The organism is Paenarthrobacter sp. NPDC091711, assembly GCF_044756605.1.
Lineage (GTDB): Bacteria > Actinomycetota > Actinomycetes > Actinomycetales > Micrococcaceae > Arthrobacter.
Map to the genome: position 1 here is coordinate 35172 of NZ_JBIVTF010000020.1, position 26121 is coordinate 61292.

General features: G+C 63.5%; 21 protein-coding genes. 14 read left to right on the forward strand and 7 right to left on the reverse strand.

Going from position 1 to position 26121, the window contains the following annotated elements:
* Positions 1–255: 255 nt before the first annotated feature.
* The 8 genes from ACIQH5_RS20575 to ACIQH5_RS20610 all read left to right on the forward strand — a co-directional run bounded on the left by ACIQH5_RS20575 (position 256) and on the right by ACIQH5_RS20610 (position 9180).
* Positions 256–840, forward strand: coding sequence for a DinB family protein (locus ACIQH5_RS20575; protein ID WP_400407143.1), 585 nt, complete (start codon positions 256–258; stop codon positions 838–840).
* A 65-nt stretch (positions 841–905) separates the two neighbouring features.
* Positions 906–1892, forward strand: coding sequence for a phosphodiester glycosidase family protein (locus ACIQH5_RS20580; RefSeq protein ID WP_400407146.1), 987 nt, complete (start codon positions 906–908; stop codon positions 1890–1892).
* On the forward strand, positions 1889–3034 hold the full coding sequence (locus tag ACIQH5_RS20585) for a GtrA family protein (RefSeq protein ID WP_400407149.1): 1146 nt from the start codon (positions 1889–1891) through the stop codon (positions 3032–3034). The genes ACIQH5_RS20580 and ACIQH5_RS20585 overlap by 4 nt, the downstream gene beginning before the upstream one ends.
* The gene (locus ACIQH5_RS20590) at positions 3034–3747 is read left to right on the forward strand and encodes a DUF4956 domain-containing protein (RefSeq protein ID WP_400407152.1); all 714 of its coding nucleotides are present in this window, start codon (positions 3034–3036) and stop codon (positions 3745–3747) included. Before ACIQH5_RS20585 ends, ACIQH5_RS20590 begins: the two co-directional genes overlap by 1 nt.
* Positions 3744–4532, forward strand: coding sequence for a polyphosphate polymerase domain-containing protein (locus tag ACIQH5_RS20595; RefSeq protein ID WP_400407154.1), 789 nt, complete (start codon positions 3744–3746; stop codon positions 4530–4532). Before ACIQH5_RS20590 ends, ACIQH5_RS20595 begins: the two co-directional genes overlap by 4 nt.
* A gap of 67 nt (positions 4533–4599) precedes the next feature.
* Complete coding sequence (locus ACIQH5_RS20600; RefSeq protein ID WP_400407157.1) at positions 4600–6189, forward strand: carbohydrate-binding domain-containing protein; 1590 nt, start codon at positions 4600–4602, stop codon at positions 6187–6189.
* Between the two features lie 199 nt (positions 6190–6388).
* Positions 6389–6889 carry a sensor histidine kinase gene (locus ACIQH5_RS20605; RefSeq protein ID WP_400407160.1) on the forward strand — a complete coding sequence of 167 codons (501 nt, stop codon included), beginning with the start codon at positions 6389–6391 and terminating at the stop codon, positions 6887–6889.
* A 107-nt stretch (positions 6890–6996) separates the two neighbouring features.
* Complete coding sequence (locus ACIQH5_RS20610; RefSeq protein ID WP_400407163.1) at positions 6997–9180, forward strand: transglycosylase domain-containing protein; 2184 nt, start codon at positions 6997–6999, stop codon at positions 9178–9180.
* Positions 9181–9264: 84 nt separating this feature from the next.
* Here the strand turns inward: ACIQH5_RS20610 and ACIQH5_RS20615 are convergent, their stop codons facing one another.
* The 6 genes from ACIQH5_RS20615 to ACIQH5_RS20640 form a co-directional block, all read right to left on the reverse strand.
* Complete coding sequence (locus ACIQH5_RS20615) at positions 9265–11025, reverse strand: FAD-dependent oxidoreductase (RefSeq protein WP_400407166.1); 1761 nt, start codon at positions 11023–11025, stop codon at positions 9265–9267.
* Positions 11022–11882 carry a sugar phosphate isomerase/epimerase family protein gene (locus ACIQH5_RS20620; RefSeq protein ID WP_400407169.1) on the reverse strand — a complete coding sequence of 287 codons (861 nt, stop codon included), beginning with the start codon at positions 11880–11882 and terminating at the stop codon, positions 11022–11024. The genes ACIQH5_RS20615 and ACIQH5_RS20620 overlap by 4 nt, the downstream gene beginning before the upstream one ends.
* The gene (locus tag ACIQH5_RS20625; RefSeq protein WP_400407172.1) at positions 11879–14092 is read right to left on the reverse strand and encodes an FAD-dependent oxidoreductase; all 2214 of its coding nucleotides are present in this window, start codon (positions 14090–14092) and stop codon (positions 11879–11881) included. The genes ACIQH5_RS20620 and ACIQH5_RS20625 overlap by 4 nt, the downstream gene beginning before the upstream one ends.
* A gap of 2 nt (positions 14093–14094) precedes the next feature.
* Positions 14095–15255 (reverse strand): Gfo/Idh/MocA family protein, encoded by a 1161-nt coding sequence (locus tag ACIQH5_RS20630; RefSeq protein ID WP_400407174.1) that lies wholly within the window; start codon positions 15253–15255, stop codon positions 14095–14097.
* A gap of 192 nt (positions 15256–15447) precedes the next feature.
* Positions 15448–16809, reverse strand: a complete 1362-nt coding sequence (locus tag ACIQH5_RS20635) for an MFS transporter (protein WP_400407176.1) — start codon at positions 16807–16809, stop codon at positions 15448–15450.
* A 236-nt stretch (positions 16810–17045) separates the two neighbouring features.
* On the reverse strand, positions 17046–17852 hold the full coding sequence (locus ACIQH5_RS20640; RefSeq protein WP_400407179.1) for an IclR family transcriptional regulator: 807 nt from the start codon (positions 17850–17852) through the stop codon (positions 17046–17048).
* 102 nt (positions 17853–17954) lie between these two features.
* Here ACIQH5_RS20640 and ACIQH5_RS20645 point away from each other — a divergent pair, with 102 nt between their 5' ends.
* From ACIQH5_RS20645 to ACIQH5_RS20660, 4 genes are all read left to right on the forward strand, one after another.
* Complete coding sequence (locus ACIQH5_RS20645) at positions 17955–18851, forward strand: LysR family transcriptional regulator (RefSeq protein ID WP_400407182.1); 897 nt, start codon at positions 17955–17957, stop codon at positions 18849–18851.
* Positions 18852–18963: 112 nt separating this feature from the next.
* Positions 18964–19296, forward strand: coding sequence for a YciI family protein (locus ACIQH5_RS20650; protein ID WP_400407185.1), 333 nt, complete (start codon positions 18964–18966; stop codon positions 19294–19296).
* 9 nt (positions 19297–19305) lie between these two features.
* Positions 19306–20367: an alcohol dehydrogenase catalytic domain-containing protein gene (locus ACIQH5_RS20655; RefSeq protein WP_400407187.1), complete on the forward strand. Its 1062-nt coding sequence runs from the start codon at positions 19306–19308 to the stop codon at positions 20365–20367.
* Entirely contained in the window at positions 20364–21986 is a 1623-nt protein-coding gene (locus tag ACIQH5_RS20660; protein WP_400407190.1) for an FAD-dependent oxidoreductase, read from the forward strand. Before ACIQH5_RS20655 ends, ACIQH5_RS20660 begins: the two co-directional genes overlap by 4 nt.
* 342 nt (positions 21987–22328) lie before the next feature.
* Here ACIQH5_RS20660 and ACIQH5_RS20665 read toward each other — a convergent pair whose 3' ends face one another.
* The gene (locus tag ACIQH5_RS20665; protein WP_400407193.1) at positions 22329–23060 is read right to left on the reverse strand and encodes a glutamine amidotransferase; all 732 of its coding nucleotides are present in this window, start codon (positions 23058–23060) and stop codon (positions 22329–22331) included.
* 166 nt (positions 23061–23226) lie between these two features.
* On the opposite strand from ACIQH5_RS20665, the gene ACIQH5_RS20670 reads away from it, so the two are divergent.
* Positions 23227–24453: an MFS transporter gene (locus tag ACIQH5_RS20670; protein ID WP_400407202.1), complete on the forward strand. Its 1227-nt coding sequence runs from the start codon at positions 23227–23229 to the stop codon at positions 24451–24453.
* Between the two features lie 140 nt (positions 24454–24593).
* Entirely contained in the window at positions 24594–25919 is a 1326-nt protein-coding gene (locus ACIQH5_RS20675; RefSeq protein WP_400407196.1) for an ammonium transporter, read from the forward strand.
* The last annotated feature ends 202 nt before the right edge of the window (positions 25920–26121 follow it).

Below are 26121 nucleotides of genomic sequence, written 5' to 3' on the forward strand. Positions count from 1 at the left end.
GCATGGTCCGGCGTCTTTTGGCCGGGGCCCTCCACTGGCTTGCGTTGTAGTCAACGCCAGGTGGAAGGGAGGAATAAAGCAGTAGTGGTCACAGGTGCCACGTCGCGGAAAATGTGCGAGGTCGCGGGAACGCTGCGAGTTTGCTGGAGGTATCCGGGGGTATTGGCACGTTTCCAGCGAACTCGGTGCCCAGGGCCCGGTGCGCGGCCCCGCCGCCCGGTCCCTTCGCCCTGGCCCTTCGGTAGAGTGCTCAGCATGGATGACAAAGCGACGTTGCACCGCTATTTGCAGCTCCGGAGGGCGGACCTGCTCGGGAAACTGGACGGGCTGAGTGAGTACGACGCCCGGCGGCCCATGACGCCCACGGGCACCAGTCTGCTGGGCTTGGTGAAACATGTGGCAAGCGTGGAGCTGGACTATTTTGGGGTGACCTTCGGACGGCCAAGTGGCAGGGACTTGCCTTGGCTGGCGGACGACGCCGAACCGGATTCCGATATGTGGGTCCCTGCTTCCGAGACCCGGGAGGAGATCCTGGAGCTTCACCACTTTTCCGCCAAACACAGCGATGAGACCATCGAGTCCCTCCCTCTGGATGCGCCGGGCGTGGTGCCGTGGTGGTCCGAGGAAAAGAAGAACGTGACGCTCCATCAAATCCTGGTTCATATGTGCGTGGAGACCGCCCGCCATGCAGGGCATGCAGACATCATCAGGGAGCTCATTGACGGCTCCATAGGACAGAGGTCCGGGGATCCGAACATCCCCGGCCGGACCACGGAAGAATGGGCAGCCCACCGGGCACGCATTGAACAGGCGGCGTTGGCGGCTGGCAACAAGATCTAAACCTTCACAGGCCCCGCATATGTTGGGCAAACCTCCGGCGTAGCCTTGCTCCGTAGAAATGAGGAATGACTCCTCCACAGACTGAACACCGTAAGGGCGGCCGGACACGGCGCGCCGTGATCTCCGCCGTTCTGGCGGTCACTCTTTCTGCCGGTGGTGCTGCAGCTTGGGCCCTCGACCGGTTCGTGGTCCCGCACGCTGAGATCACCAACGTCTCCGAGTACGAGGCAAGCCAGGCCGGAACCACCACAACCACGACGACGGACGAGACTTCCACTGACACGTCGGCGAGCGCCGTGGTCACCGATACCTCGTACACCTCGGGCGACACGGGTGTCACCATCTCAACCGTGACCACCGGCAGCGGTGACGACACCGTCACCTACTACGTTGCCGACGTCGTGCTTGATGATGCCACCACGCTGAAGTCGGCGTTTGCCGAGGACACGTACGGCGAGAACATCACCGAGACCACGTCCGCGATCGCCGAGGACCACAACGCAATCTTCGCCATCAACGGCGACTACTACGGCTTCCGCGACACCGGCATCGTGATCCGCAACGGTGTGGTGTATCGGGATGAAGGTGCGCGGCAAGGGCTCGCCTTCTATAAGGACGGCACCGTCAAGGTGTACGACGAGACCACCACCACCGCCGACCAGCTCATCGCGGACGGCGTGTGGAACACGCTCTCCTTCGGGCCTTCGCTGCTGGACAACGGCCAGATCGCCTCGGGCATCGAGGACGTGGAGGTTGATACCAACTTCGGCAACCACTCCGTCCAGGGCGAGCAGCCCCGCACGGCCGTGGGCGTGATCGATGAGAACCACTTGGTGTTCGTGGTGGTGGACGGCCGCAGTCCCGGCTACAGCGCCGGTGTCACCATGACCGGTCTGGCCCAGATTATGAAGGACCTGGGTGCCACCACCGCGTACAACATCGACGGCGGCGGATCCTCCACCATGTACTTCAACGGTTCTTTGGTGAACAACCCGCTCGGCGACAACAAAGAGCGCGGCACCTCGGACATCCTCTACATCGCCCAGTCATGATCATCCTCATACCGGCGTACGAGCCGGACCACCAGCTCACGGCCCTTGTCCGCAATCTTCAGGAAGCCGATCCGTGGCTGACCATAGTTGTGGTGGACGACGGTTCCGGGCCTGACTATAAGGACACGTTCGACGACGCCGCGCGGCTTGGGTGCCAGGTGCTCAGTTACGCCGTGAACGGCGGCAAGGGCCACGCCCTGAAGAGCGGTTTCGCCTTCATCACCGAGCGCTTCCCGGGCCATGACGTGGTCTGCGCTGACAGCGACGGCCAACACGGAGTGGCCGACATTCTTGCCGTTGCCGACCGCGTCCGTCACGTCACGGCTGCAATGGTCCTGGGCTGCCGGAACTTCACCGGAAACGTCCCCGCCCGGAGCAGGTTCGGCAACACAGTAACGCGGGGTCTGTTCAGGCTCGCGACCGGTCAACGGATCACGGACACGCAAACGGGCCTCCGCGGTTACCGGGCGGATATGATCCCTTGGCTGCTGACCGTCCGTGGGCAGCGGTACGAGTACGAACTCAACCTGCTGCTGGAGGCGAAACAGGCCGGCTACGGCATCGAGAGTGTGGAAATAGCCACCGTCTATCTGGACCACAACTCGGGCTCTCACTTCCGTCCCGTGGCCGACTCGATCAGGATCTACGCACCGCTGCTGAAGTTCCTTGGCTCGTCCCTGTCCGCGTTCGCGGTGGATCTGGTGATGTTCCTGCTCCTGAGCGCCGTGACGGACTCCCTTCTGCTGGCGGTGGTGGGGGCCCGGCTGGTGAGCGCCACGGTGAATTTCATGATCAATCGTCGGTTGGTTTTTGACCACGGGCGGGACACCTCGTTCCGTGCTGCCGCTACCGGATATGCGGCATTGGTGCTCGTCTTGTTGTCCGCCAATTACGCCGCGATGTGGACCCTCACATCGCTGGCTGTCCCGGACCTCCCGGCCAAGCTCGTCACCGAACTGACCCTGCTGGGCATCAGTTACGTGGTGCAGCAACGGTTCTTGTTCGTCCGGAAGGCGCGGGCCACGCCCACGGAAGCCACCGCCGTCGAAACACATATCCCAGCCTTGGTCCCGGCACAGTTTCAACACAGCCTCGCCGGGAAAAGTGGAGATCAATCCCCCAAGAGATTCCGGAGTAACTGATGAACACCATCATCCTCATAGCGGCAGACCTGGCCGCCATCACCATTTTGACGCTCGCCCTCTACCTCCGCCGGCACCGGCGCCGTGACCTGGTTGTTTCTTACCTGGGCATGAACGTCGGCGTCCTGGCAGTCGCCACAGCATTGTCCGGTTCGGCCGCAGGCGTTGGCTTGGGACTGGGTTTGTTCGGTGTTCTCTCCATCATCCGGCTCCGGTCCACGGAACTCGCCCAGCACGAAGTTGCCTACTACTTCTCGGCGTTGGCGCTGGGACTGATCGCAGGCATCGGCGTCGAGCCACTCTGGCTGACCCTTTCCCTGATGGCGTTGGTTCTGCTGGTGATGTTCGTCGGCGACAACCCCCGGGTCCTCCCGGCCTACCGCCACCAGATCGTGGTGCTGGACCGTGCCATCAACAGCGAGCCCGAGCTCTACGCCCGGCTGGAGGAAGTCCTCAACGGCACTGTTCACTCGGCCACCATCCAAGAACTGGACATGGTCAACGACAAGACCATTGTGGATGTCCGGTATGCGGTCCGCCCCCTCCACCAGGACCTGTCCCAGCCGCGGCACTCACAGCTCGGCTTCAACCAGCCGGCCGGCGCGCTGACCCCGGCGCCGGAGGAACTGCCGGCCCAGTCCCAGCAGCCTGCGTCGCAGCCTGCACCACAGCAAACCCAGCAGTCCGTGCCCACCTCGGCTGGTGTCGCATGAGCCGCATCGACGCCCAAGCGATCATCCCGCAGCTGAGCGAGCTGCCCGCCGTCGGGCTTGAAGAACTCACCACGGAAGCCGCGCTGCTGACCCGGGTTGATCGGAAGTATCTGGTTCCATCGGCAACGGCACGCAAGGTCCTCAGCTCGTTCAGCACCGAAGCCCGGGTCTTGGAAATGGACGGAAAGCGGACCTTCGATTACGACTCCGTCTACTTCGATACACCCGGTTTGGACAGCTACATGCTCGCCGCACATGGCCGGCGCCGCAGGTTCAAGGTCCGCACACGAACCTATGTGGACAGTGCCGTGAGCTTCCTGGAAGTCAAGACTGAAGGCGCCCGCGAGGCCACCGTCAAGGAGCGCATCCCCTATGAGCTGTGCGACCGCGACCGGTTGACCCAAGAGGGGCTGGCGTACGTCAACGAGACACTCGCGGCCACCATCGGCGACGTCACGTTCGGCCCGCTGGAGCCGGTCCTGTCCACCCGCTACGACCGAACCACCCTGTACCTCCCCGGATCCGGCAGCCGCGCCACCATCGACTCCGATGTCACGTGGCAAGCCCCCGATGGCAAGCCCTGGGTTTTGGACAACGCGGTGGTGGTGGAAACAAAATCCGGTTCCGCCCCCGGTCCTCTGGACAGGCACTTGTGGGCCCACGGTGTCCGCCCCTGCCGCATCTCCAAATTCGCCACCGGCATGGCCGCCCTCCATCCCGAGCTCCCGGCCAACCGTTGGAACCAAACCCTTCGGCGCAGGATGCCCCTGCGTCCCCTCCACTGACCGTCCCCTGCACTGACCGCCCCCCCCACACACACAGACTTTCCCTCCACAGACCTAGGAATCCACCATGCGCTCTTTCCGCACTTCCCTTTCCGTTGCCGCCATCGCCCTGGCCATCTCCTTGGCCGGCTGCTCCACCGCCGCCACGAGTTCCACGTCCACCGGCACCACGTCCAACAGCACCAACACCACCCAGCAGGCCGTCACCGCCGCCACCATCGAGGAAGACACCCACTACGACAGCGACGACCTCACGTGGGACGCCGCAACTGAAGTGGCAATCAGCCTGGCCGACGGCGGCAGCAAAGTGACGTCGTCGTCCTCCATCGGGGTGGCCGTTGACGGCAACACCGTCACCATCAGCGCCGCCGGAACGTACCGCCTCAGCGGCTCCCTCAGTGACGGGCAGATCGTGGTGGCAGCGGGAGAAGAAGATACGGTGCGCATCATCCTGGACGGCGTGGAACTGGGCAACTCCACCGGCTCACCGTTCGTGGTGCAGAGCGCGGACGAAGCGATCGTGTATCTACAAGACGGCAGCACCAACACGTTGACCGACGCCGCCAGCTACGCCGACCAAGGCGAGGACGCGCCCAACGCGGCCCTCTATTCCATGGCAGATCTGACCATTGCCGGGACCGGTTCCCTTACCGTCAACGGCAAGTCCAACGACGGCATCGTGTCCAAGGATGGCTTGGTGATGGCCGCGGGCAAGGTCACCGTGGACGCCGTGGACGACGGCATCCGGGGCAAGGACTACACCGTGCTGCTGGACGGCGCCTACCAAGTGACCGCCGGCGGGGACGGAGTGAAGGCTGACAACGAAACCGACGAAGGCCGCGGCTGGCTCTTGGTCAGCGGCGGCTCCTTGACGGTCAACGCGGGCGACGACGGTGTGAAGGCTTTCAACACCCTCACCGTTTCCGGCGGAACAGTCAACGTGACTGAGTCCGAGGAAGGGTTGGAGGCGCAGCACATCGCCATTACCGGAGGCGACGTTTCCGTCACGGCGAACGACGACGGCGTGAACGCCTCGGGCGGTTCTTCCACCAGCACCGATGCCGGTGCGGCCGCCGGCGGGATGGGCGGACCCGGCGGTGGGGGCATGGGTGGCGGCGAAACGGTGGGCGACTACACCGTGGAGGTCTCCGGTGGAACGCTCACCATCAACTCGGAGGGTGACGGCTTGGACTCCAACGGAAACGCCACCATCTCCGGGGGCACCGTGGTGGTGAACGGTCCCACCAACGACGGCAACGGAGCGCTGGACGTGAACGGCGAACTGACCGTGACCGGCGGCACCATAGCAGCGGCAGGAAGTGCTGGAATGGCGGTGACTCCGGGTACCTCGTCCACGCAGTCGGGTGTGCAGGTGACGTTCGACTCGTCGGTCTCAGCTGGCACTCCGGTACATATTGTTGATTCCGCCGGAGCAGTGATTGCGACGTTCGTGACCACCAAGACCATCGCATCCTTGGTGTATTCGTCCTCGGCCATCACCGACGGGGCCACGTACACCGTGTACACCGGTGGCAGTGCTGACGCTGAGTCCGGGGTGACTTCCGGCTCCATTACCGGCGCCGAGGAACAGGGCACAGTGACTGCGGGCCAGTACACCCAGGCTCAGGGCCCCGGCGGTGGTGGCGGCCGCCGGTAGATCCGGCGGCGGACAGCGCTCGACGACGGTACTCAAGGACCGCCGTCGGGCGCTCCCGCACCCCCAGTGCACCCCTGGCAAGCTTCCCCCGCAAACTTGATGCGAACTTGAGCCAATCGCAAAGCTTCCTTGATACAACAGCGCCACGCTGGAAGCACGAAGCACCCATACACCGGGGTGTTGGCAACGAATTTCAAGTATGAAACACCATGACGTGGGGGAAGCAATGGAACAGGCATCAGCACTAACCGAGGTGGTGGCCGTGAAGGGCATCATCCAGGACCAGAACCCCGTGGATTTCTACGCACTGGGTGTCGCGGGATGCATCGACCGGCTTGCAGCACCGCTGCGGCGCGAGGGCGTCACGGTCCATTGGCACACCCCGCATCACGGCATCGAGATCTCCTCCACAGCCGCCGCCCTCCTCTATCACGTGGCCCAAGAGACCTTCAGCAACACCCTTAACTACGCGAATGCCAGCGAGCTCACCGTCCGCCTCAACGCCGTCTATCACGGCATCCAGCTCACCGTCACCGATGATGGCAGCGGGTTTGAAATCCACGCCGCACCCAGTGGCCGGCGGCACGGTTTCGGTTTGTTGCTGATGTCCATTGCAGTGCACGACGCCGGAGGAACGGTAGACATCGACTCCGCGGTGGGGCGGGGCACGAGTGTGAGGGTAACGCTGCCGCTGGATTGAGTCCGATTTGGGACCATTTTAAGGCGCCCCACCCGTAGCCGCGCGGCTTTGCCGGACGTATTCTGTAGCTACTTTTCAGCCGGGTTATCCCTACGGATTGGCACGAAATGGCGCGGAACAAGGGTCCAAAGACAGGTCTGGGGAAGGTCCTTTTGAGGGTCTTCGGGTTCTTCTTCGTGAGCACCCTCTGCGGGGTGCTGATCACAGGATTCCTGGCACCCGTAGTTGCCTTCACCAGCACCACCGTGGGCGGTTCGGTCGGGTTTTATCAAAGCCTGCCGAGCGAACTCAACGTCGATTCCCCTTCCCTCTCCAGCACCGTGGTGTCTGCGGACGGCCAGCTGATTGCCACCTTCTATGCCGAGAACCGCGTGAAGGTCCCGCTGGAGGAGATGTCCCCGTTCATCCGTGAGGCGATCATCGCGATTGAAGATAACCGCTTCTACGAGCACGCAGGTGTGGACGCGCAAGGCATCATGCGGGCGCTGAGTTCCAACCTGACCCAGGGCACCCGGCAAGGCGCCTCCACACTGACGCAGCAGTACGTCACCAACGTGCTCAACGAGTCCCGCCTGTCCGAGGGGCGTCCGGAGGATGTGGTGCTCAGCGGGCAGAAGACCGTGGGTGACAAATTGCGCGAAGTTAAGCTCGCACTGGAGCTGGAGAAGCGGTTCAGCAAGGATCAGATCCTTGAGGGATATCTGAACATCGTGTTCTTCAACCGGAACGCCTACGGCATCGAAGCTGCATCCCGCTATTTCTTCAGCACCTCCGCGATGGACCTGACCCTGCCTCAAGCGGCCCTCCTGGCTGGGTTGGTCAACGGACCCAGCATTTATGACCCCATCGTCGACCCTCAGGCTGCACTCAATCGGCGCAATCTGGTGCTGGACCGGATGCTGGAACAGGGCAAGATCACTGCGGTGGATCACGGCGTGGCAGTGGCCACTCCCGTTGAGCTCAACATCACCCCGTCCCTGCAAGGCTGCGCCGGTACCTCGTTTGCCACCTATTTCTGCGATTACGTCTCCCACCTCATCCTCAACGACGAGACCTATGGTTCCACCGTGGAGGAACGTGAACGGTTCCTCTACCGTGGCGGCCTGACCATCACCACCACGTTGGACAGCCGGCTTCAGAACGCCGCGCAAGAACAGGTTGATGCTTCCGCTGGCCCCAACCCGGATAAGTGGGGTGCTGCGATGACCACTGTTCAGCCGGGCACCGGGAAAATCCTTGCCATGGCCCAAAACACGGTGTTCGTACCCGAGGACGGAAAGTACGATACCCAACTGAATTTCAATGTGGATTCGAAGGACGAGAACGGCTATGACCTCAATGGTGCGGGCGGCTTCCAGCCTGGTTCCACCATGAAGCCCTTTATCTACGCGGAGTGGCTCAACGAAGGCAAGAATCCCACCGCCGTTGTTGACGCTTCCCGCAGGGTTTATCCCGTAGGCTTCCCGTGGCGCTCGAGTTGCGGCAGGGTCCTTGGCGGTTACAGCACCGCCCAGAAGGCCCAGAACCTGGGTGCCGATGATGACCTGCAAAACAACGACGACGGCTACTACCGTCCTATGCCCATCAATTACGGCCTGTACAACTCCATCAACACGGCCACTTTTGCCACCGCAGCCCAGTTGGACTTCTGCGGGATCCAGAAAATGGTGGACACCGTGGGCCTGCACAGCGGCCTGGACAACGCACCGGTCAACATGCACCAGATCGGCAACCTTCTTGGCTCCATTGGAGTGGCCCCTGTGGTGCTGGCGAGCGCCTACGCCACCTTTGCGAACGACGGCACCTATTGCAAGCCGATCGCCGTCACCGGGATCAGCGATGCCCAGGGGCGCAAGTTTCAAGCGCAAACGCCCGAATGCAGGGAGGCCGTGAAACCGGCCGTAGCGCGGGGCGTGAACGCTGTCCTGCAGGATGTGCTGAAGATGGGATCGGGCGTATACATCAGCCCCAAGGTCCAGAGCCAGGTTCCGGTGGCGGCAAAGACGGGCACGTCCAACAACAACGGCGCCACCTGGGTGGCCGGTTACACCACCAGTCTTGCAACGGCGTCGTTCTTCGGGGACACGTCAGCGGGTCAGCAGCGGGCCGGGCAGAACATCACCATCAACGGCAAGTTCTACAAGTCCTTGGATGGTTACATGATTGCGGGCCCACAGTGGGCCAACTACATGATGACAGCCACGTCCCTGTACCCCAGCGGGCCTTTCGTGGCCCCGGCTCCACCCCCAGCGCCCACCGTTCCCGTGACGCCGCAGCCCACACGGCGCTGACCCCGCGTTGCACCCTGCGTTGTGGGGCCTGCTCTGCGCGCTAATTCTTGACCAGAGCGCGCAAAGCAGGCCCCACAACGGTCTCTAGCGGGCGAGTTCCACATCCGCATGCGCGCCGTCGTCCTCATACTCAGCGACGCCGGCGAGGTCTCTTCCAGCGATGTACCCGAACGTCAGCGCCGGTCCCAGGTTGATGCCGCCCGCCGGGTAGTGCCCGCCCATGACGTTGGCTTGATCGTTGCCGGCAACATAGAGTCCCTCTACAGGATGGCCGTCGTTGTTGAGCGCCCGCCCACGTCCGTCGGTGTCCACGCCAGCGAATGTGCCGAAGCTCCCCGGAACCACTCGCACGGCATAGAACGGCCCCTTCTCGATGGGCCCCAGTGACGGGTTCGGCTTGGTGGTGGCGTCGCCGCCGTAGCGATTGAAGGCGGTTTCGCCGCGGCCGAAATCGGGGTCGACCCCGGCCCGTGCATTGGCGTTGAACCGCGCCACGGTCCTCCGCAACCCCGTGGGGTCGATCCCGCATTTCGTCGCCAGTTCCTCCAGTGTCCGCCCCTTGATGAGGTAGCCGGAGCGCAGGTAGGGAAAGAGCGGCACGGGCAGCGGCTTGGCCATTCCCAAGGGGAACTTGCGGACGAAACGACTGTCCGCAATCTGCCACGACTCCACGGTTTCACCCTCGGGTGTGGCGGCCAGGAGTGCCTCCACATAGTCGTAGTAGCCGTTGGCTTCGTTGACGAACCTCTTCCCATCCGCACGGACGCCGATGCTGCCGGGTTTCGCGCGGTCCATGATGTGCGGGAAAACCCCGGTTCTGCCGTTTCGGTACGGCACCAAAGACACCGGGCACCAGGCAGCCGGCGACTTCACTGCGGTGGTAAAGCGTGCACCCACAGCCTGCGCCAGGTTGATGCCATCACCTGTGGTTTCGGCCGGGGACAGCGTCCAGTGCTCCCGGCCGGTGGGCGTCTTGGGGAACAGCTCCTTGCGCCGCTGCACATCGTTGGGGAAACCGCCGGTTGCCAGCACGACGCCGCGGCTCGCGTTGATCTGCACCTCGCCTTCAGGCGAACGCACGACGGCGCCAGTCACCTTCCCATTTTCGTCCTTGAGCAACGCTGTGGCCGGGGTGGAGACACGGATGTCCACTCCGAGGTCGTCCGCGGATTTCATGAGCCTGGCCGTCAGCGCCGTGCCGTTGACCAGTTGCATGTTGCGGCGGTGCGTCAGCAGGTCCAGGAGGTGGAATCCGAAGCGCCACCCCGCGTGAAACAGGCCCTTGGGGTTTCCTTGCGATGCTGACAGGAACTTGCTGAGGTCCGGGCCAGCCATAATGCCCATGCCCAGGAATGAGGTTTCGTAGAGCTGGTGTCGCATCTTTGCCCTGAGGCCTGGCTTGATGGTGCGGGCGTTCAGCGGCTTGGGCCCGACGGAACGGTTGCCGGTGCCTGCTCCGGGGAGCGTGCCATAAATATCGTTGATCTTGCTGCCGGGAACGAACTGCAGGGAAGTCTTGTTCTGGAAGAAACCCACCATATGCGGGGCAGCTTCAAGGAAGGCATCCACCCTGTCAGCCTGGTAGTCGTCCCCGAGAACCTCCCGGAGGTAGGTGCGGAAGGTTTCCTTGTCCTCATTGACCCCTTCAGCCTTCGCCAACGGGTTGCCCGGCGCCCAAGCCCAGCCTCCGGACCAGGAGGTTGCTCCGCCGCAGACCTCTGTCTTCTCCACCACGATGACTTTCATCCCGTGGAATGCAGCCGTGACAGCCGCGGACATCCCACCGGCGCCTGAGCCGATAACCAGGACGTCGCAGTCCACGGTGTGGAGGGGGTTGCCGTTCATTTGCTGCTCCCTGTGAGTGCTGTGTCTTTAGATGCTGTGGTGCTGAGGACAGAATCGGCAGCCGCTTTGAGGTGTTTGGCCCACGCGAGCTCACCCATTTCGGCCACCCTGTGGTCGGATGGCGTTTCGATGCTCACCGGGGTCGCTGCCGGGAAGGCCGCCAGTAAGTTCTGGAGGTTGAATTCGCCTTCCCCGGGGACGCCTCGCTCCGAGCGTGACTCGAGGATCAGGGCTTCCCTGTTGGCCGGCGCGGAGGCAGGACCGTCGCAGAGTTGGATCAAGGGAACCAGGTCCGCAGCCGCTTCGAGTTCAGCTGCAGTGCCGCCGAATCGGTTGACGTGGAGGGCGTCAACAACAATCCTGCAGCCCGCCCGCTGAGCCAATTTCACTGCTTGTGGGATGGATCGGACAGTTTGGTAGGCGATGGGTTCCAAGGTCGGCATGATTCCGTATGCCTTTCCGTCCTGGGTCATCTGCGCGAGGTGCTCTTCGAATCGGCCAAGGTCCGGGTCTGCGCAGGCCACGGTCAGGCTTGATGCCCCCAACGCTTGACCCGCCTCCATCATGTGCAGCCAGGCTTCGCGCTGATCCTGACCGTTCTGCAGGCCAGTGCCGTCCAACAGGAGGAACTCGATGTCTTCAACCGTGATCCCTGTATCCGCCATCCGTTCCAGCGTCTCCTTGAGCATTGGAGAGCCAGGCTGGAGGTCATACGGCCGCTCTGTGGTGGTGACAGGACGGACGCGTGCTCCGATGAAGTCGAAGCCCGCCTGTGCCGCGATGCTCACCAAATCCGGCGGTGCGGTTCCGACGAGGGAGAGCTGGGCAATTCCCAGCCGGCGCGTTGGCGTGGTCACTTTCGGGCTCCGTTCAGGGTGAAGTCATGCTGGGTGTCGGTGAGGTCGCTGGAATGCTGCGAATTCGCCGGAACTCTCCGGCGGTCTGGCACCGTTCCCGCGATCTCGGCGGCGGGGAGTGTGTCGGAGGGGGTGCGGGCCAGAGCCGCGGCAATACGTTGGGCTGCGTCGTAACCGCTCTTGACCGCGTTGGAAACGATGGCCGGGGTCTTGTCCACCACTGTCCCGGCGACGGCGACGGGAATGGACGCAGCCAAGCTGAGTTCTGCTTCCCGTTCTTCAACAGTCAACGGCCCATCCAGCGGCAGCACCGAACGGGAAACCAGCAACTCCCCCGGCGCTTCAACCCATTGGTCCTCAACACCCGCCTGACTGATCCGGACCCTGTTGCCACCAAACTCCCCAGCACCGTCAAACTCCTCGATGGTGCTGGACAGGAAGATCCGCACCTTCGGGTTGGCTTCAAGCCGGGGTACCGCGAGGATCTTGGCCCGGCGGCCGGACTCCGGCGCCAGGGCTTCCTGTGGCCCGACGATCAGCACAGCAGTACCAAGGTCAGCAAGGGTGTCGGCCACACTCATGGCCACGGAATCCGCACCCCAAATTGTCACAGCCTCCGGCGCGCTGACCACAGCCTCCGGCGCGCTGCCCGTGGGACCGGCCAGGCCGGCGTCGAGATTTTCCGGGTGCACATCGAGCACTTCCGGGTGGGCAGGGAGCCACTCCCGGATGTCGGAGACCTGCGGAGAGTCGCCGCCCGCAAACCCTGGAGAGGGCCGGCGGCCACCGGTCGCAATGACCACTGCCTGCGCGCCGAAATCGCGGGCCAGCGAGCCGGCGTCGGACGTGTCCACGTGGACTCCCAAGCGAACCTCAACGCCCAGACGCTCGTTTTCAGCGCCGGACCAATCTGCAAAGCGGTGGAAGTCCGGCGTCGATTTCATGCGCTCGGCGAGCGCGAACTGCCCGCCGGGCCGGACGCCGTCGTCCATCAGCGTCACGTTGGCTCCGGCTTCGGCGAGTTCACGCGCGGCGGTGAGGCCGGCCGGGCCTGCACCCACCACCAGCACTTTGGCTCCGGGACGAACGGCTGGTGTTGGAACCGGGACTCGTGACCGCCCAACCGCCGGGTTGACGGTGCAAGTGACCTGACCGAGGCCAAGGTTATCGATGCACACGTTGCACGCGATGCACGGCCGGTAGCGGTCGCCGCGCAGCACCCCGCCCACGAACGCGGGATCGGCGTGGATGGCGCGCGCGAGGCTGACGAAGTCGCAGGTGCCCTGGGACAGGACTTCCTCGATGATTTCCGGGCTGTTGAGCCGTCCGGCCATACCCAGCGGGAGCCCGAACTGGCGGTAGGCCTTGGCGTAGTCTGCAAGGATCCCGGGCTTCCACTCCCCTGACTGGACGATCCATTCGCCGGCGTCGTAGCTGCCCGCGGAAATGTCCAGGAAGTCGAGCTTCTCCAGGTGGGCTTTGGCGATGATGGCCACTTGCTGCTCAGCGCTGATGCCGTCTGCCGGACCTTCCACTACTGAGACACGCATGCCCACGATCGTGTCCGGAACGGCCTGCCGAACGGCGTCGATGACCAGGTTCATGAAGAACTCCGGCGCCGCGAACTCGTCCGTGCGGTGGTTCGAAATGGGCGACATGAACTGGTGGATCAGGTATCCGTGGGCACCGTGCAGGTTGATGACGTCGAATCCGGCGGCAACCGCACGGCGGGCCGCAGCCCCATAAGCCTCCACGAGTTCGTAGCACTCGGCGGCGGTGAGTTCCCGCGGAACCTCACCACCCGCCGTCGGGCATGGAACCGGCGACGGCGCGAGGTTCTTGAAGCCCGAAACTGCCGCTTGGGCGGTGCGTCCGCCGTGATTGAGTTCGACGGCGGCGAGCGCACCTTCTGCGTGCAGGGCATCGGTGAGTCGGCGGAGACCGGGGATCATGTCATCGGTGTGCAGGCCGAGTTGGTGGGTGCGCCCCTTACCATCGGCGCGGACGTAGGTGGCCTCCGTGGTGACCATGCCGAGGCCGGCCTTGGCGCGGGTGACGAGGTATTCGATGTATTGCTCGGTGATGAAGCCATCCGTGGTGCCGTAGTTGCGTTCCATCGGGGCCGAAGCAAGGCGGTTGCGGAGGGTCTTGGGGGTGCGTCCATTGCGACCCAGGGTCAGGGGTGATGCTGCTGTGCGTGAAAAAGCCATGATTAGCCTGCAACCTTTTCGGGGCTTCGCAACGGTTTGATCGCTGCGCGGGCGGAGGGAATAGCTGCATGCGCGGGGTGAGCGGGGGCGAAGCGCACGGGCTCCCCGGTGCGTGAGGACTCGTAGACGGCGAGCAGTATTCGCAAGGATATGAGGGCATCCTTGCCGGTAATGGCCGGTTCCGTCCCGTTTTCCAGTGCCTGGACAAAGTCCTGCACCTGCAGTTTGTGGAACGGGATCAGCTGGCCGTTGATGATGGACAAGTCCACGTTCGGTTCCACGCCTTCCGGATGGACAGGCTCGACGACGATTCGCTCGCCTACGGCCCACAGGTCCATCCGGCCGTCGCTGCCTTCCGGGAACTCCGTGAGGGAAGCCGAAGCCCCGGTTTCGCCGGTGATGCGGAGCTGGATACCGAGGTTGGGAGACACCGCTGTGGAGGCCTGCAGCGTGGCCATGGCCCCGGAGGTGAAGGTGATCACCGCCGTCGCGGAATCCTCTACTTCTATGTCATCGCCGTGACGGTAGGTGTTGACCTTGCCGTAGACCTCGGCGACGTCCCCCAAATACCACTGGAGAAGATCAATCTGGTGGACGGCCTGGGACATCAGGACCCCGCCGCCGTCGCTCTCCCACGTGCCACGCCACGCATCGCGGTTGTAGTACTCCGGGGCACGGTGCAGCATGACCGAACACTGGGCCATGATGGCGCGGCCCAGTGTGCCGTCGTCGATGGCGGTGCGGATCTTCTGCGATGCCGGCCAGAACCGGCGCTGGAAGAGTACCCCCAGCTGCACCCCGGCGTTCTCGCAGGCAGCCACCATACGTTCGGCTGACTCCAGTTTGGTGGCAATCGGCTTTTCGCAGAGTACGTTCACGCCCGCCGCCGCAGCTTTCAGCACCACTTCCTCATGCGTGGGATGCGGCGTGCAGACAGAAACAATGTCCAAGCCCAGGGTGAGGAGTTCCTCCACGCTTGTTAACGCATTCGGTACGCCCCAGGCTTCAGCTGTGGCCCTTGCCCGGTCCGCATCCACATCGCAAACACCCACGATCCGCACGTTGTGGAGGGCACGGAAAGCCTCGAGGTGGTTTCGGGAAATGGCACCGCAACCCACGATTCCAACGCGGAAGGTACGGGGTGCGGTTGCTGACGAAGTCATGGGTATCCAACTTTCAGGGCATGAGTCGTAGGAGTGAGTGCGGATATGGCGGGCGCCGGAGTCAGGGGCGCGGTGCGTGGATCGGGAATGCTGTGTTGATCGGCGGCGCGGTGCGTGGATCGGGAATGCTGCGTTGGTCGGCGGCGAAGCCGGCGTGCCGGGCGGCTGGGAGCCGCCGCCCGGCGTCGTGCTTTATCTGTTGACCTGCGCGCTGCGCGGCTTGCCGAGGTCCTCGAGTGGGACGTTGTAGGTCTCGCGGGCCGTCATGATGGCGATGGCCGAGGCTGCCAGGCAAAGGATGGTGAAGCCCGCTACAGGCCACCAACCGTTGGGGCCGGGCTGTGCAAGGAGCGTTGCGATGGCGGGTGCGAATCCTGCCAGGATCAAGCCGATCTGGCTGCCGATCGCCATGCCCGAGTATCGGACTGCGGCCGGGAACATCTCCGGGAAGAAGACCGTCCACACACCGTTCCAGCAGGAGTAGAAAACGGTCATGTTCAGGAAGCCGAACAGGAAGATCAGGGGAATGTTCTGCCCGCTGATGGCCCAGAAGTAGCCAATGGTGGTCAGTGCGCAGCCGAGGGCTCCCACCAGCAGGACCTTCTTGCGGCCGATCCGGTCCGAGATCATGGCGGAGATGGGGATGGTCACCATGGACAGGCCAATGGTTACGGCGTTCACGGTGAGCATGAGGGTTCGGTCGATGCCCACGGCCGGTCCGGTGGCATAGGCCAGGGCGTACACGGTGAAGGTGGTCTGCATGACGGAGAACAGCATCACCACGCCGACGCGCAGGACGTCACGCCACTGCGTTTTGAAAACTGCGACGGCGGGGATGGCCTTGGGTTTGTTGTGCTCCACGATCTCTTCGAACACGGGCGGCTCATCCAGGCGGGTCCGGATCCAGTAAGCGACTGCGAGGACCACTACCGAAAGCCAGAACGGAACACGCCAACCCCAACTGAGGAGCTGCTCTTCGGGCAGCGCGGCCAGCGGAATGAAGACCACCGTGGACAGCACCATTCCCGAGGCGTACCCGGTCATCACGAAGCTGGTGAAGAACGCGCGGCGGCCTTCCGGTGAGTGCTCCATGGTGAGTGTTGATGCACCTGCAGCTTCGGCGCCGGCGGAGAATCCTTGGGCCAGACGGCCTACCAGCAACAGCGCCGTTGCCCAGTAGCCGATCTGCCCGTACGTGGGCAGGAACCCGATGCCGATCGAGGCGACGCCCATGATCACCAGCGTGATCATCAGTGCCTGTTTGCGGCCGATCTTGTCGCCGTAGTGGCTCATCACCAGGCCACCCAGCGGCCTGGCCAGATACCCGACGCCGAACGTGGCCATCGCTCCAAGGAGTGCCACTACGGGGTCGCCGCCCGGGAAGAAGATCTTGGGGAAGATCAGGGCGGCGGCGGTGCCGTAGATGAAGAAGTCGTAGTACTCCAGGGTGGATCCCAGGAAGGAGGCGAGGGCCGCCTTCTTGGGCATTTTGACGTGCTCAACCGGCGCTGCCGGGTTGACGTCCGAGGGCGAGTGCTGCTGCACGTTTCCCATACTGTCTCCTCATTGAGTGCGCGGGAAGTGGCACCGCCATGGTGCCTTGCCCGGCAAAGAATTAGATGAGTCACGAATCGCCGGCTGCCACTTTGTTGGGCAGTCCATCCTGTGGCCGTTGATAACGAAGTCAGGATGTGTGGTCCAGGTCACTGGCGATAGTTCCTCTGGAATCGACTGTAGGACCCAGGTCACAGGCCGAGGGGAAACTTCCCGTTGAACGGGACAGGCATGGCTTAGTCAGTGGCGGTGGGAGACAACCAGGGGCGGGATCCGTAGGGCCGACGCTCGGCACCCATGGTCCGTGACAGGCCGCGGCCAGCGGCCACCAGCACCGGAAGAATCAGCCCGGCGTCCTCGTCAACAGAAGGCACGACGACGGAAATCGCACCTATGACCGCATGGCCCTGCCCGAATACGGGAACGGAGTAGGCGGTGTTCTCCTCCACAAGGACGCCGACCAACCGGGCGTAGCCGCGCTCCCGGATCAGCGCGAGGTTGGCCCTGACTCTTGCAGGATCTGTTTCCGTGGCCGGAGTGGTTTTCTCCAGCTTCCCGGCCAGGAATCGGTCCTGCACCCAGCCCGGCATGTGCGCCATCATGGCCATCCCGGAGGATGTGGTGTGGATGTCCAGTCGGCCTGCCACCTCAGCCAGGTTCATGACCGTTCCATGCCGGTCCAGACGCTCCAGGTACAGCACGCTGTTGTTCTCGACGTCCGGTATGGACAACGACACATGCTCGCGGACGGCCGCATGAACGCCTTCCAGAAACGGCAAACCTCGACGACGGAACTCCTCTAAGGGGTTGCTGCGGGAAGCCAGCTCCCACATCTTCATGCCGACGCCGAACTCCCCCGAAGCATTACGTTCCAGGAGTCCGCTGGAAGCCAAGTCCATGGCCAGCCGATGCACGGTACTGCTGGACATCCCGGTAATCCGGACCAGTTCCTTGAGCGGAAGCCACGGCTGGCCTTTGGAGAACGCATCCATGATTTTCACAACACGCTCAATGACGGACTCCCCCGACGCTGAGTTAGCCATGATGCCTCCCGTTAGCTTCCCGGGAATCCCGGCCACCCCGGCCATCCCGGACGTGAAACCCAATATAGCCTTGCACTTGACCTTGAAAATGTGGGAGGCAACGTGGAACTGCGGCAAATTGAGGCCTTCCTGGCCGTGGCCGAAGAACTTCACTTCGGCCGCGCGGCGGAGCGGCTCCGGATGGCGCAGTCACCACTGAGCCAAACCATCAAAAAGCTCGAAAAGGACTTAGGGTCGGCGCTGTTCGAACGCAACACCAGGTCTGTCACGCTAACGGCAGCGGGGCATTCACTGCTGCCGCACGCCCGGAAAATTCTCGACGAAGTGGACTTGGCCCGCCGGGCAGTGAACGCGGGAACCGGGACCGTTTACGGCAAGCTTGCCATTGGCTTTTCCGGGGCGTTGAACCACACCACGCTTCCCCCTCTGGCGCGCGCTCTTCGCCAGCATTACCCGCAGCTGGAGGTGACATTGCATGGCGGGCTGCTGACCCAGGAAGCACTCCATCAGTTGGGCAACAACGTGCTGGATCTGGCCTTCATCGGCCTCCCCATCGACTCACCGTCGTTAGCCACCCGCCGGATTGCCACGGAGCGTCTGGGGGTCACAGTTCCCGCGGACCATCCGTTGGCCGGGCAGACCTCGGTAGGGATGGCCGAACTCGCAAGCGACCCGTTCATCACCATGCCTGCCGCTCAAGGGTCCACACTCCGGGACGTCACTTTCGCAGCCTGCGCCGCCGCTGGATTCCGGCCCCGTATCAGCCAGGAAGTGGCCGATCCGTACACAGCACTTTCCTTGGTAGCAGGCGGCGTGGGAATCAGCCTGATGCCCGAGTCCATCCAAGGAATCATGCCGGCGGGCACCGTCTTCCTCTCTTTGGCAGGGGAGGATGTCCTGCTGTCTTCAGGTCTCGCGTGGAACCCGGCAGCAACATCGCCGGCCATCCGTGCAGCCCTGCGGTTGGCCGAAGAAGTGCTCCCCACCCCGGCATCCTGAGCATTATGTAGTTCTCACACATAGTGAGAGAGCAACTAAGTATTGGACAAGAGCTAATAGTTTGCCCAGCATTGAGGAAAGCCACCACTCACTCAATGAAGAGGACACCCTCATGGCCACTTTCGCTGTCACCTACGCTTACTCCCCCACAACATCCGCCAGCCGGGATACGGTCCGTCCGTCCCATGTTGAGTTCCTCAAAGCCCAGTTCGACGGCGGTCGCCTCCTGAAGAGCGGACCCTTCGGTCCCGAGGAAACTCCCGGCGCATTGCTGATCATTTCCGGCGATTCCAAGGCCGACGTCGAGGCCCTTATGGACCAGGATCCATTCCAGCTCGCCGGGCTCATTCAGGAGCGCACCGTGCGCCAGTGGAACATCTTCTTCGGTGCTGACCCTGTGGTGCAGGACGCTCAGCCCGCGGGCCTCGCTACGGACCAGGTCTGAGGTCCCGGAATGCTGTCCGCTGTCACCGTCACCAAAGAAACCATTGAGTTCCGGGACTCCACGGAGCCCACCCTTCAACCAGGCCACGCCCTGGTCCGGGTCCACAATGTCACCCTCTGCGGCACCGACCTCCACATCTGGGAGGACGACTACCCCACAGATTTGCCGCTCATCCAAGGGCATGAATTTTCCGGCATCGTGGAGGCCCTAACGCCCGGCGAGGTCTCAAACGACACCGCCGCCATCAACATCGGAGATCGCGTGGCCGTCAATCCCATCATCAATTGCGGCCAGTGCCGCCCGTGCCTGACGGGCCGCTATAACGTGTGCCAAAACGTGGGCTGCCTGGGATGCTACTCGGACGGAGCGCTCACTGAACTGATCAGCGTCCCACTGGATAAGCTCTGCCCGGTGCCGGACGAGCTTCCGTTGGATGTCGCTGCCATGGGAGAACCCGCGTCCATCGCCATGCAGGCAGTCAACCGCGGCCGGCCCCAGGCCGGGGAAACCGCGCTGGTGCTGGGCAGCGGTCCCATCGGTTTGTTGGCAACCTTGTATCTGACAGAGCTGGGAGTCACCGTGGTCTGCGCTGATACCGAGCAGCACCGCTTGGACCTCGCCGTCGAGTTCGGCGCCACTGAGACCCTGCTGGTCACCCCTGGTACAGACTTCCCGGACACACATCAAGGACCTCGGTTGGATGCACTCACCGATGGCTACGGGCCCCAGCTGGTCATCGAGGCCACAGGCGTCCCTTCGTCTTTGGAGAACGGCATCAGGCTTGTGGCCAGCGCCGGGAGGATCGTCCAAGTAGGCATCTCGCCCAGGCAGGCCAACGTCTCCATGAAGGACATCCCTTACAAGGAACTGGACATCATGGGAAGCCGCATGAGCCTCAACCTCATCCCGGACGGCCTCGCCCTCCTGGCCAGACACCCGGAGCAAGCCAGGGCCCTCATGACCCACCGCTTCGCCTTCGCGGACTTGCCCCAGGCCTACCGCCTGATGCAGGGACGCACGGAGAAAATCGGCAAGATCCTCATCCAGATGCCGGCAGGAACCACCGCATGAGCACCCCCATCCTCACCGCACCCGAGCAACTCAACGCGAGCTACGACGTCGTCATCATGGGCAGTGGCGCAGCCGGGCTGGTGGCTGCCGTCCGCTCGGCCGACGCCGGTCTCAGCGTCCTGGTTGTGGAAAAGGCTGCCCTGCTGGGAGGCACCACCGCGGCTGGGGGTGGTGTGATGTGGGCGCCAAACAACCACCTCGCCAAGGCTGCCGGGTACCAGGACAGCCATGCCGACGGCGTCGCTTACCTTACCGAGGCGGCCGGCCATGTGATGACGGCCGAGGAGATCGAATGGTACGTCTCCACGGCGCCCAGAGCCGTCGAATTCCTCAACGCCACCACCAAAGTATCCATGGTGCCCATCGCCCGCCCGGACTACCACATGGAGTGGAAAGGATCCGCGGACGGCGGCCGCGGGCTGGACAACAACGCGTTCGATCCCCAGGATTACCCAGGCCTTTCGGAACTGATCCGGCCCTCGTCCTACTTCCCGCTCCTCACCATGACCGAGCGCGACGAACTCAATGGCCGCGCCGCCGATCCGTTGCTGTTGGAACGCCGGGCCTCCACAGGGATCCGGACCATGGGCGGTGCGCTGGTGGGCAGTCTGCTTGCGAGCGCTGTGGATCGTGGAGTTCACATCGTTGCCTCCAGTCCTGTGGAGGACCTGTCGCCGTCCGGCACCGGATGGAACGTGCGTCTCGGCGGCGCCGGAGCGCACGTGGCCGCGACCGCCGTCGTACTCGCCTCCGGAGGGTTCGAATGGAACCCTCGGCTCCGCAGCGCCTTCCTGCCGTATCCGGTGACGCCTATCAGTGCACCATCCAACGAGGGCGACGGTCTGGAGCTGGGGCTTAAGGCCGGAGCGGCTGTGGAGGACATGTCCGCTGTGTGGGGCGTTCCGGTCATATCGACGTCGGCACATCAGTACGATGGGCAGCGTTCCGGCCGGATGGGGAACGTCGAGATGACACTCCCGGGGTCCATCACCGTGAACAGCGACGGCAAGCGTTTCGTCAACGAAGCCCTCAACTATCACGATGCCAGCCGGGTTTTCGCGTCCATCAACCCGCACACCGGACGGCAGCAGAACAACCCCGCATGGCTGGTGCTCGACTCGACCTACCAGGCCAAATACCCCGTGGCGGGCTCCACTCCGGGCTCGGCATCCGAGTGGATGGTGTCTGCGCCGAGCCTTGAATTGTTGGCACTGGATCTGGGCATCAACCCCGCCGCGCTCGAGGCAACGGTTGCCCGGTTCAACGCAGACGCTGCCCTTGGAGTGGACACCGAGTTCGGACGCGGCGCCACCCCGCAAGACCGCTTCCTGGGCGACGCCGGCAATACACCCAACCCTTGTTTGGCGCCCCTGCTCGCTGCTCCGTTCTACGCCGTCCCCATCCACGCGGGGGTGCTGGGGACGTCAGGTGGCTTGGCCACGGACTTCCACGGGCGAGTGCTTGACCATCGCCAATCGCCAATCCCGGGACTCTACGCGGCAGGCAACGTCTCGGCCGGCGTTTTCCGAAACAACTACCCCGGCGGCGGTGCCACGTTGGGCTCCGCGATCACGCGGGCTTTCGCCGTCGGAGAGGACCTGGCGGCCCGGCTCACGTAGCCGCACCTTACGGGGGATGAACGCCCGACGGCGACTACCGCCGTCGGGCGTTCGCGTTGCCAGGCCTACTCTGCGACCTATTTCGAGCGCGAAGCACGCAAAGCAGGCCCCACAACACACACCCCCACGTTACGAGGCCCACTCTGCGCCCCATTCCGTGCGCGAAGCACGCAAACCAGGCCCCACAACAAACACCCCTACGTTGCGAGGCCCACTCTGCGCCCTATTCCGAGCGCGAGGGGCGAAAAGCGGGCCCCCCAACAAACACCCCCACGTTACGAGGCCCACTCTGCGCCCTATTTCGAGCGCGAGGGGCGCAAACCAGGCCCCACAACGAGGGGCTTAGCGGGCGTAGCGCTCCGTGAAGTTCCTCAGCACACGCATGGGCTCCGTCACGGATGATTGGCGTGCCGTCTGGATGAGCTCGTCGGCTGTGTGAGGCGGGAAGTAGCCAGCGTCCTTGTAGATGTCGATGCGCGTGATCAGTCCGTCGGCGTCCAGTTCGGGGTGGAACTGAGTGGCGTAAAGGTTGTTCTTGATCCGGAACATGTGCACCGGGCAGGCCGCCGAGCTGGCCAGCAGAACTGCATGTTCGGGAAGTTTGCTGCACGCTTCCTTGTGCCCAACGAAGGCTTCGAACGAGTGCGGGACGCCCTGCAGCATGGGATCACGTCCTCCCTCCGCGGTCAGGGTGATGCGGGTTGCCCCCACCGCTTCGCCGAATTGACGATCTATCACAGCGCCCTGATGCACGCCCAGTGTGCCCACGCCGTAGCAGGCGCCCAGGAACGGGAAGTCCTCGGCCACGATTCGATCCAGCAGCGATGAGAGTTCCGTCTCAACCCGGATCTGGGCTGCGCTCTTTTCCTCCACAGGATCGCTGGAGGTGTAAGGGCTGCCGCCCACGATCACGCCGGAATAGTCGGACAGTTCAAGGGCCGGCAAAGGCCCGGATTCCAGCCGTATGCGGACCAATTCTTCCGGTTTCAGGCCGCAGTACCGGAGGTAGGCCTGGTACTCGTCATCGGCAGCGGCGTCTTCGGCTCGGGTGGCCAGCAAGAGAAAGGGCTTCACAGGCCCAGTCTGCGCGAGGAATGACTGACGGACAAAGTGTGTTGCCAACCGGAGGGGGTTTCTGACAGAGACTCCCTCGCATCGCCGTGGCTGCATAACGTTATAGGAACCCCCATGACATAACCCATGAATCATTCCAGAGGAGCAATCTTTGAAGCAGGACCCCGTGGTCGTCGGAACGCCATCATCCGAGGCGTCTCGTGCTGAAACTCAGCAGCCGAAAAAGATCCCGTGGGGAGGACTGTTGGTGCTGGCGGCGGCCGGTTTCACCGCAGTGACCACCGAGCTCCTGCCCTCGGGTCTGCTCCCCCAAATCAGCCGCGATCTGGGCGTGGAAGAGTCCGCGGTGGGTTCGCTGACTGCGGTGTATGCAGCGATCATCGTTTTTACCGCACTGCCGCTTTCCCGGTTCCTGGCTGGGAGGGTTCCCCGCAAAACACTGCTGATCGCCACCGTGCTGGCGTTTGCCCTCAGTAACGTCCTCCTGGCCTTGAGCCCAACACTGGGTTGGGCCATCGGGGCGCGGCTCCTTGGTGGCATCGCGCATGGAATGCTGTGGTCCAGCATGGCCCCGTACGTGGCCCGCATCGTTCCCGCGCATTCGGTAGGCAAAGCCATGGCTGTGGTCTTCAGCGGCAATAGCATTGCGTTGGCCGTGGGTGCTCCCATCGGAACGTTGATGGGTTCCCTCATGACCTGGCGGGCGTCGTTCTTGGTCCTAGCTGGAGTGGGCGCGCTACTGGCCGTGCTAGCTTTCTGGCTCCTCCCGGGAGCGCACGACCACGCCAGCCAAAAAACCCCGTCCCTCCGGGCGGCCATGAAACTGCCCGGCGTCGTGGCAATCGCCATCGCGTGGCCTCTCCTGTTGTTGGCCCATTTCACGCTGTTCACCTACGTGGCGCCGTTCCTGCTCGCGTCCGGATTGCCGGAATCCGCCACCAGTCTCTCCCTGTCCGTGGTGGGAATTGCCAGCCTGGTGGGTATCTGGATTGCCGGTATGACTGCTGACTCCCGCCCGCGCACTGCGGTGATTGCCGCCGTCGTACTCTTGACGCTGGCGTTCGCCCTGCTTCCTGCGCTGGGCGGCACCTGGGTGGGCGCGTTCGGGTTGATGACGCTGTGGGGCATCGCGTTCGGCGCGGTGGGCATCTACAATCAGGCCGCGATTCTCCGGGCCGGCGGCGAGCACAAAGACGCTGCCAACGGTCTCACTGTGGTGACCATCCAGCTGGGTATCGCCGTCGGTGCCGTCTATGGAGCCTTCGCCCTCACCACCGTTGGGGCCCAATTAGTGCCCTTGGCTGCGGCCCTGCCCACGGCGGTTGCCTTGGTGATCATCATCGCCAGCCGTCGCGGAGGCTACCCCGCCGGGCCTCGTGAGAAGCGCCGTTAACATCCCCGAAACATGCCAGTGACGTGATCTTCACGAACGGGGGATTTCTGTAACTTACCTGCAACTTAGCTCTTCTGAGTCGGAAACATAGCTCACCGAATATTGATCGGGGGGTTGGACTCAACGAGAAGGGAACGCAGGTGGAGATCTCTGCGCAACACGTCTGGATGATGTTGTCGGCGGCAATGGTGCTGTTCATGACCCCCGGCCTCGGCCTGTTCTACGGTGGCATGACCCGCGCCAAGGCAGCGCTCAACATGATCATGATGAGCTTCATCTCTGCGGGCATCGTCGGCGTGGTGTGGGTTCTGTGGGGATACTCGATGACCACCGGCGACGGCTTCCTCGGCCTGTTCGGCAACCCCTTCGCGCACTTCGGCCTTCAGGATCTGATCGGCTCGCCCGATCTCATCAAGGCAGGCTTCGCTGCCACGTTCGCCATCATCACCGTGGCCCTGATCAGCGGAGCAATTGCCGACCGCGCCAAGTTCGGTGCCTGGGCACTGTTCGTACCGATCTGGATCACCGTGGTCTACTGCCCGCTGGCCTACATGATCTGGGGCGGTGGCCTCATGAGCGCCGGTGGTGCCGTCACCCAAATCTTCGGTCAGGTCATCGACTTCGCCGGTGGTGCTGTGGTTGAGGTCAGTTCCGGAACCGCCGCTTTTGTCCTCGCATTGATCGTGGGAAAGCGTCACGGATTCGCCAAAGACCCCAATCACCGCCCGCACAACGTCCCGTTCATCATGATCGGCGCGGCCATCCTCTGGTTCGGCTGGTTCGGATTCAACGGCGGCGCAGCAACCACCGCCGAGCAGGCCGGCCTCATCTGGATCAATACCCTGGTCACACCGGCGGCCGCCATGCTGAGCTGGCTTGTTGTGGAGAAAATCCGTCACGGGCACCCCACATCGCTGGGTGCGGCTTCCGGCGTCGTGGCCGGCTTGGTGGCCATCACACCTTCCTGCGCCAACATCAGCCCGCTCGCTGCCCTCGGCCTTGGCCTCGTTGCCGGCGCCGCCTGCGCAGTGTTCGTTGACCTGAAGTACAAGTTCGGCTTCGACGACTCCCTGGACGTGGTGGGCGTGCACTTCGGCGCCGGCGTCATCGGCACGCTCTCCTTGGGCTTCATCGCCTTCCCCACCGAGGGCACCGCCGGCGGTCTCCTGTACGGTGGCGGCCCGCAGCAGCTCATTGCCCAGACGGTGGCCGTACTGATCACCATCGCTCTGTCCGGTGTGGGCACGCTGGTCATCGGCCGCGCCATTCACAAAACCATCGGCTTCCGGGTTCCCCTGGAGCACGAGGTCACCGGCGTGGACCTCACTCAGCACGCCGAGTCCGCCTACGAATTCGGCCTTACCGCCCACGGCCACTTCCGTCAGCAGCAGGCGCACCTCTCCGCCTTGATCAGCCGGAAGCCGACTACAGCTGCCCCGGAGCCCAAGGAAGACAGCTTCGCCTAAGGCCTCACCCGCAGAACAGCAGCCGACGGCGGAACTCGGGTTTCGCCGTCGGCTGCTGTTGTGTGCCGTCCCCGCCCATGTAGGTAGCAGATCAGGTCGTTGTGAGGGCGCTGAATCATGCGGTGATCGCAACACCTGAATATTGAAGGGTGTCGATTGCCATGGTGAAGTTCACGAATCGTTTGGTCGCTGAGGTTGTTCA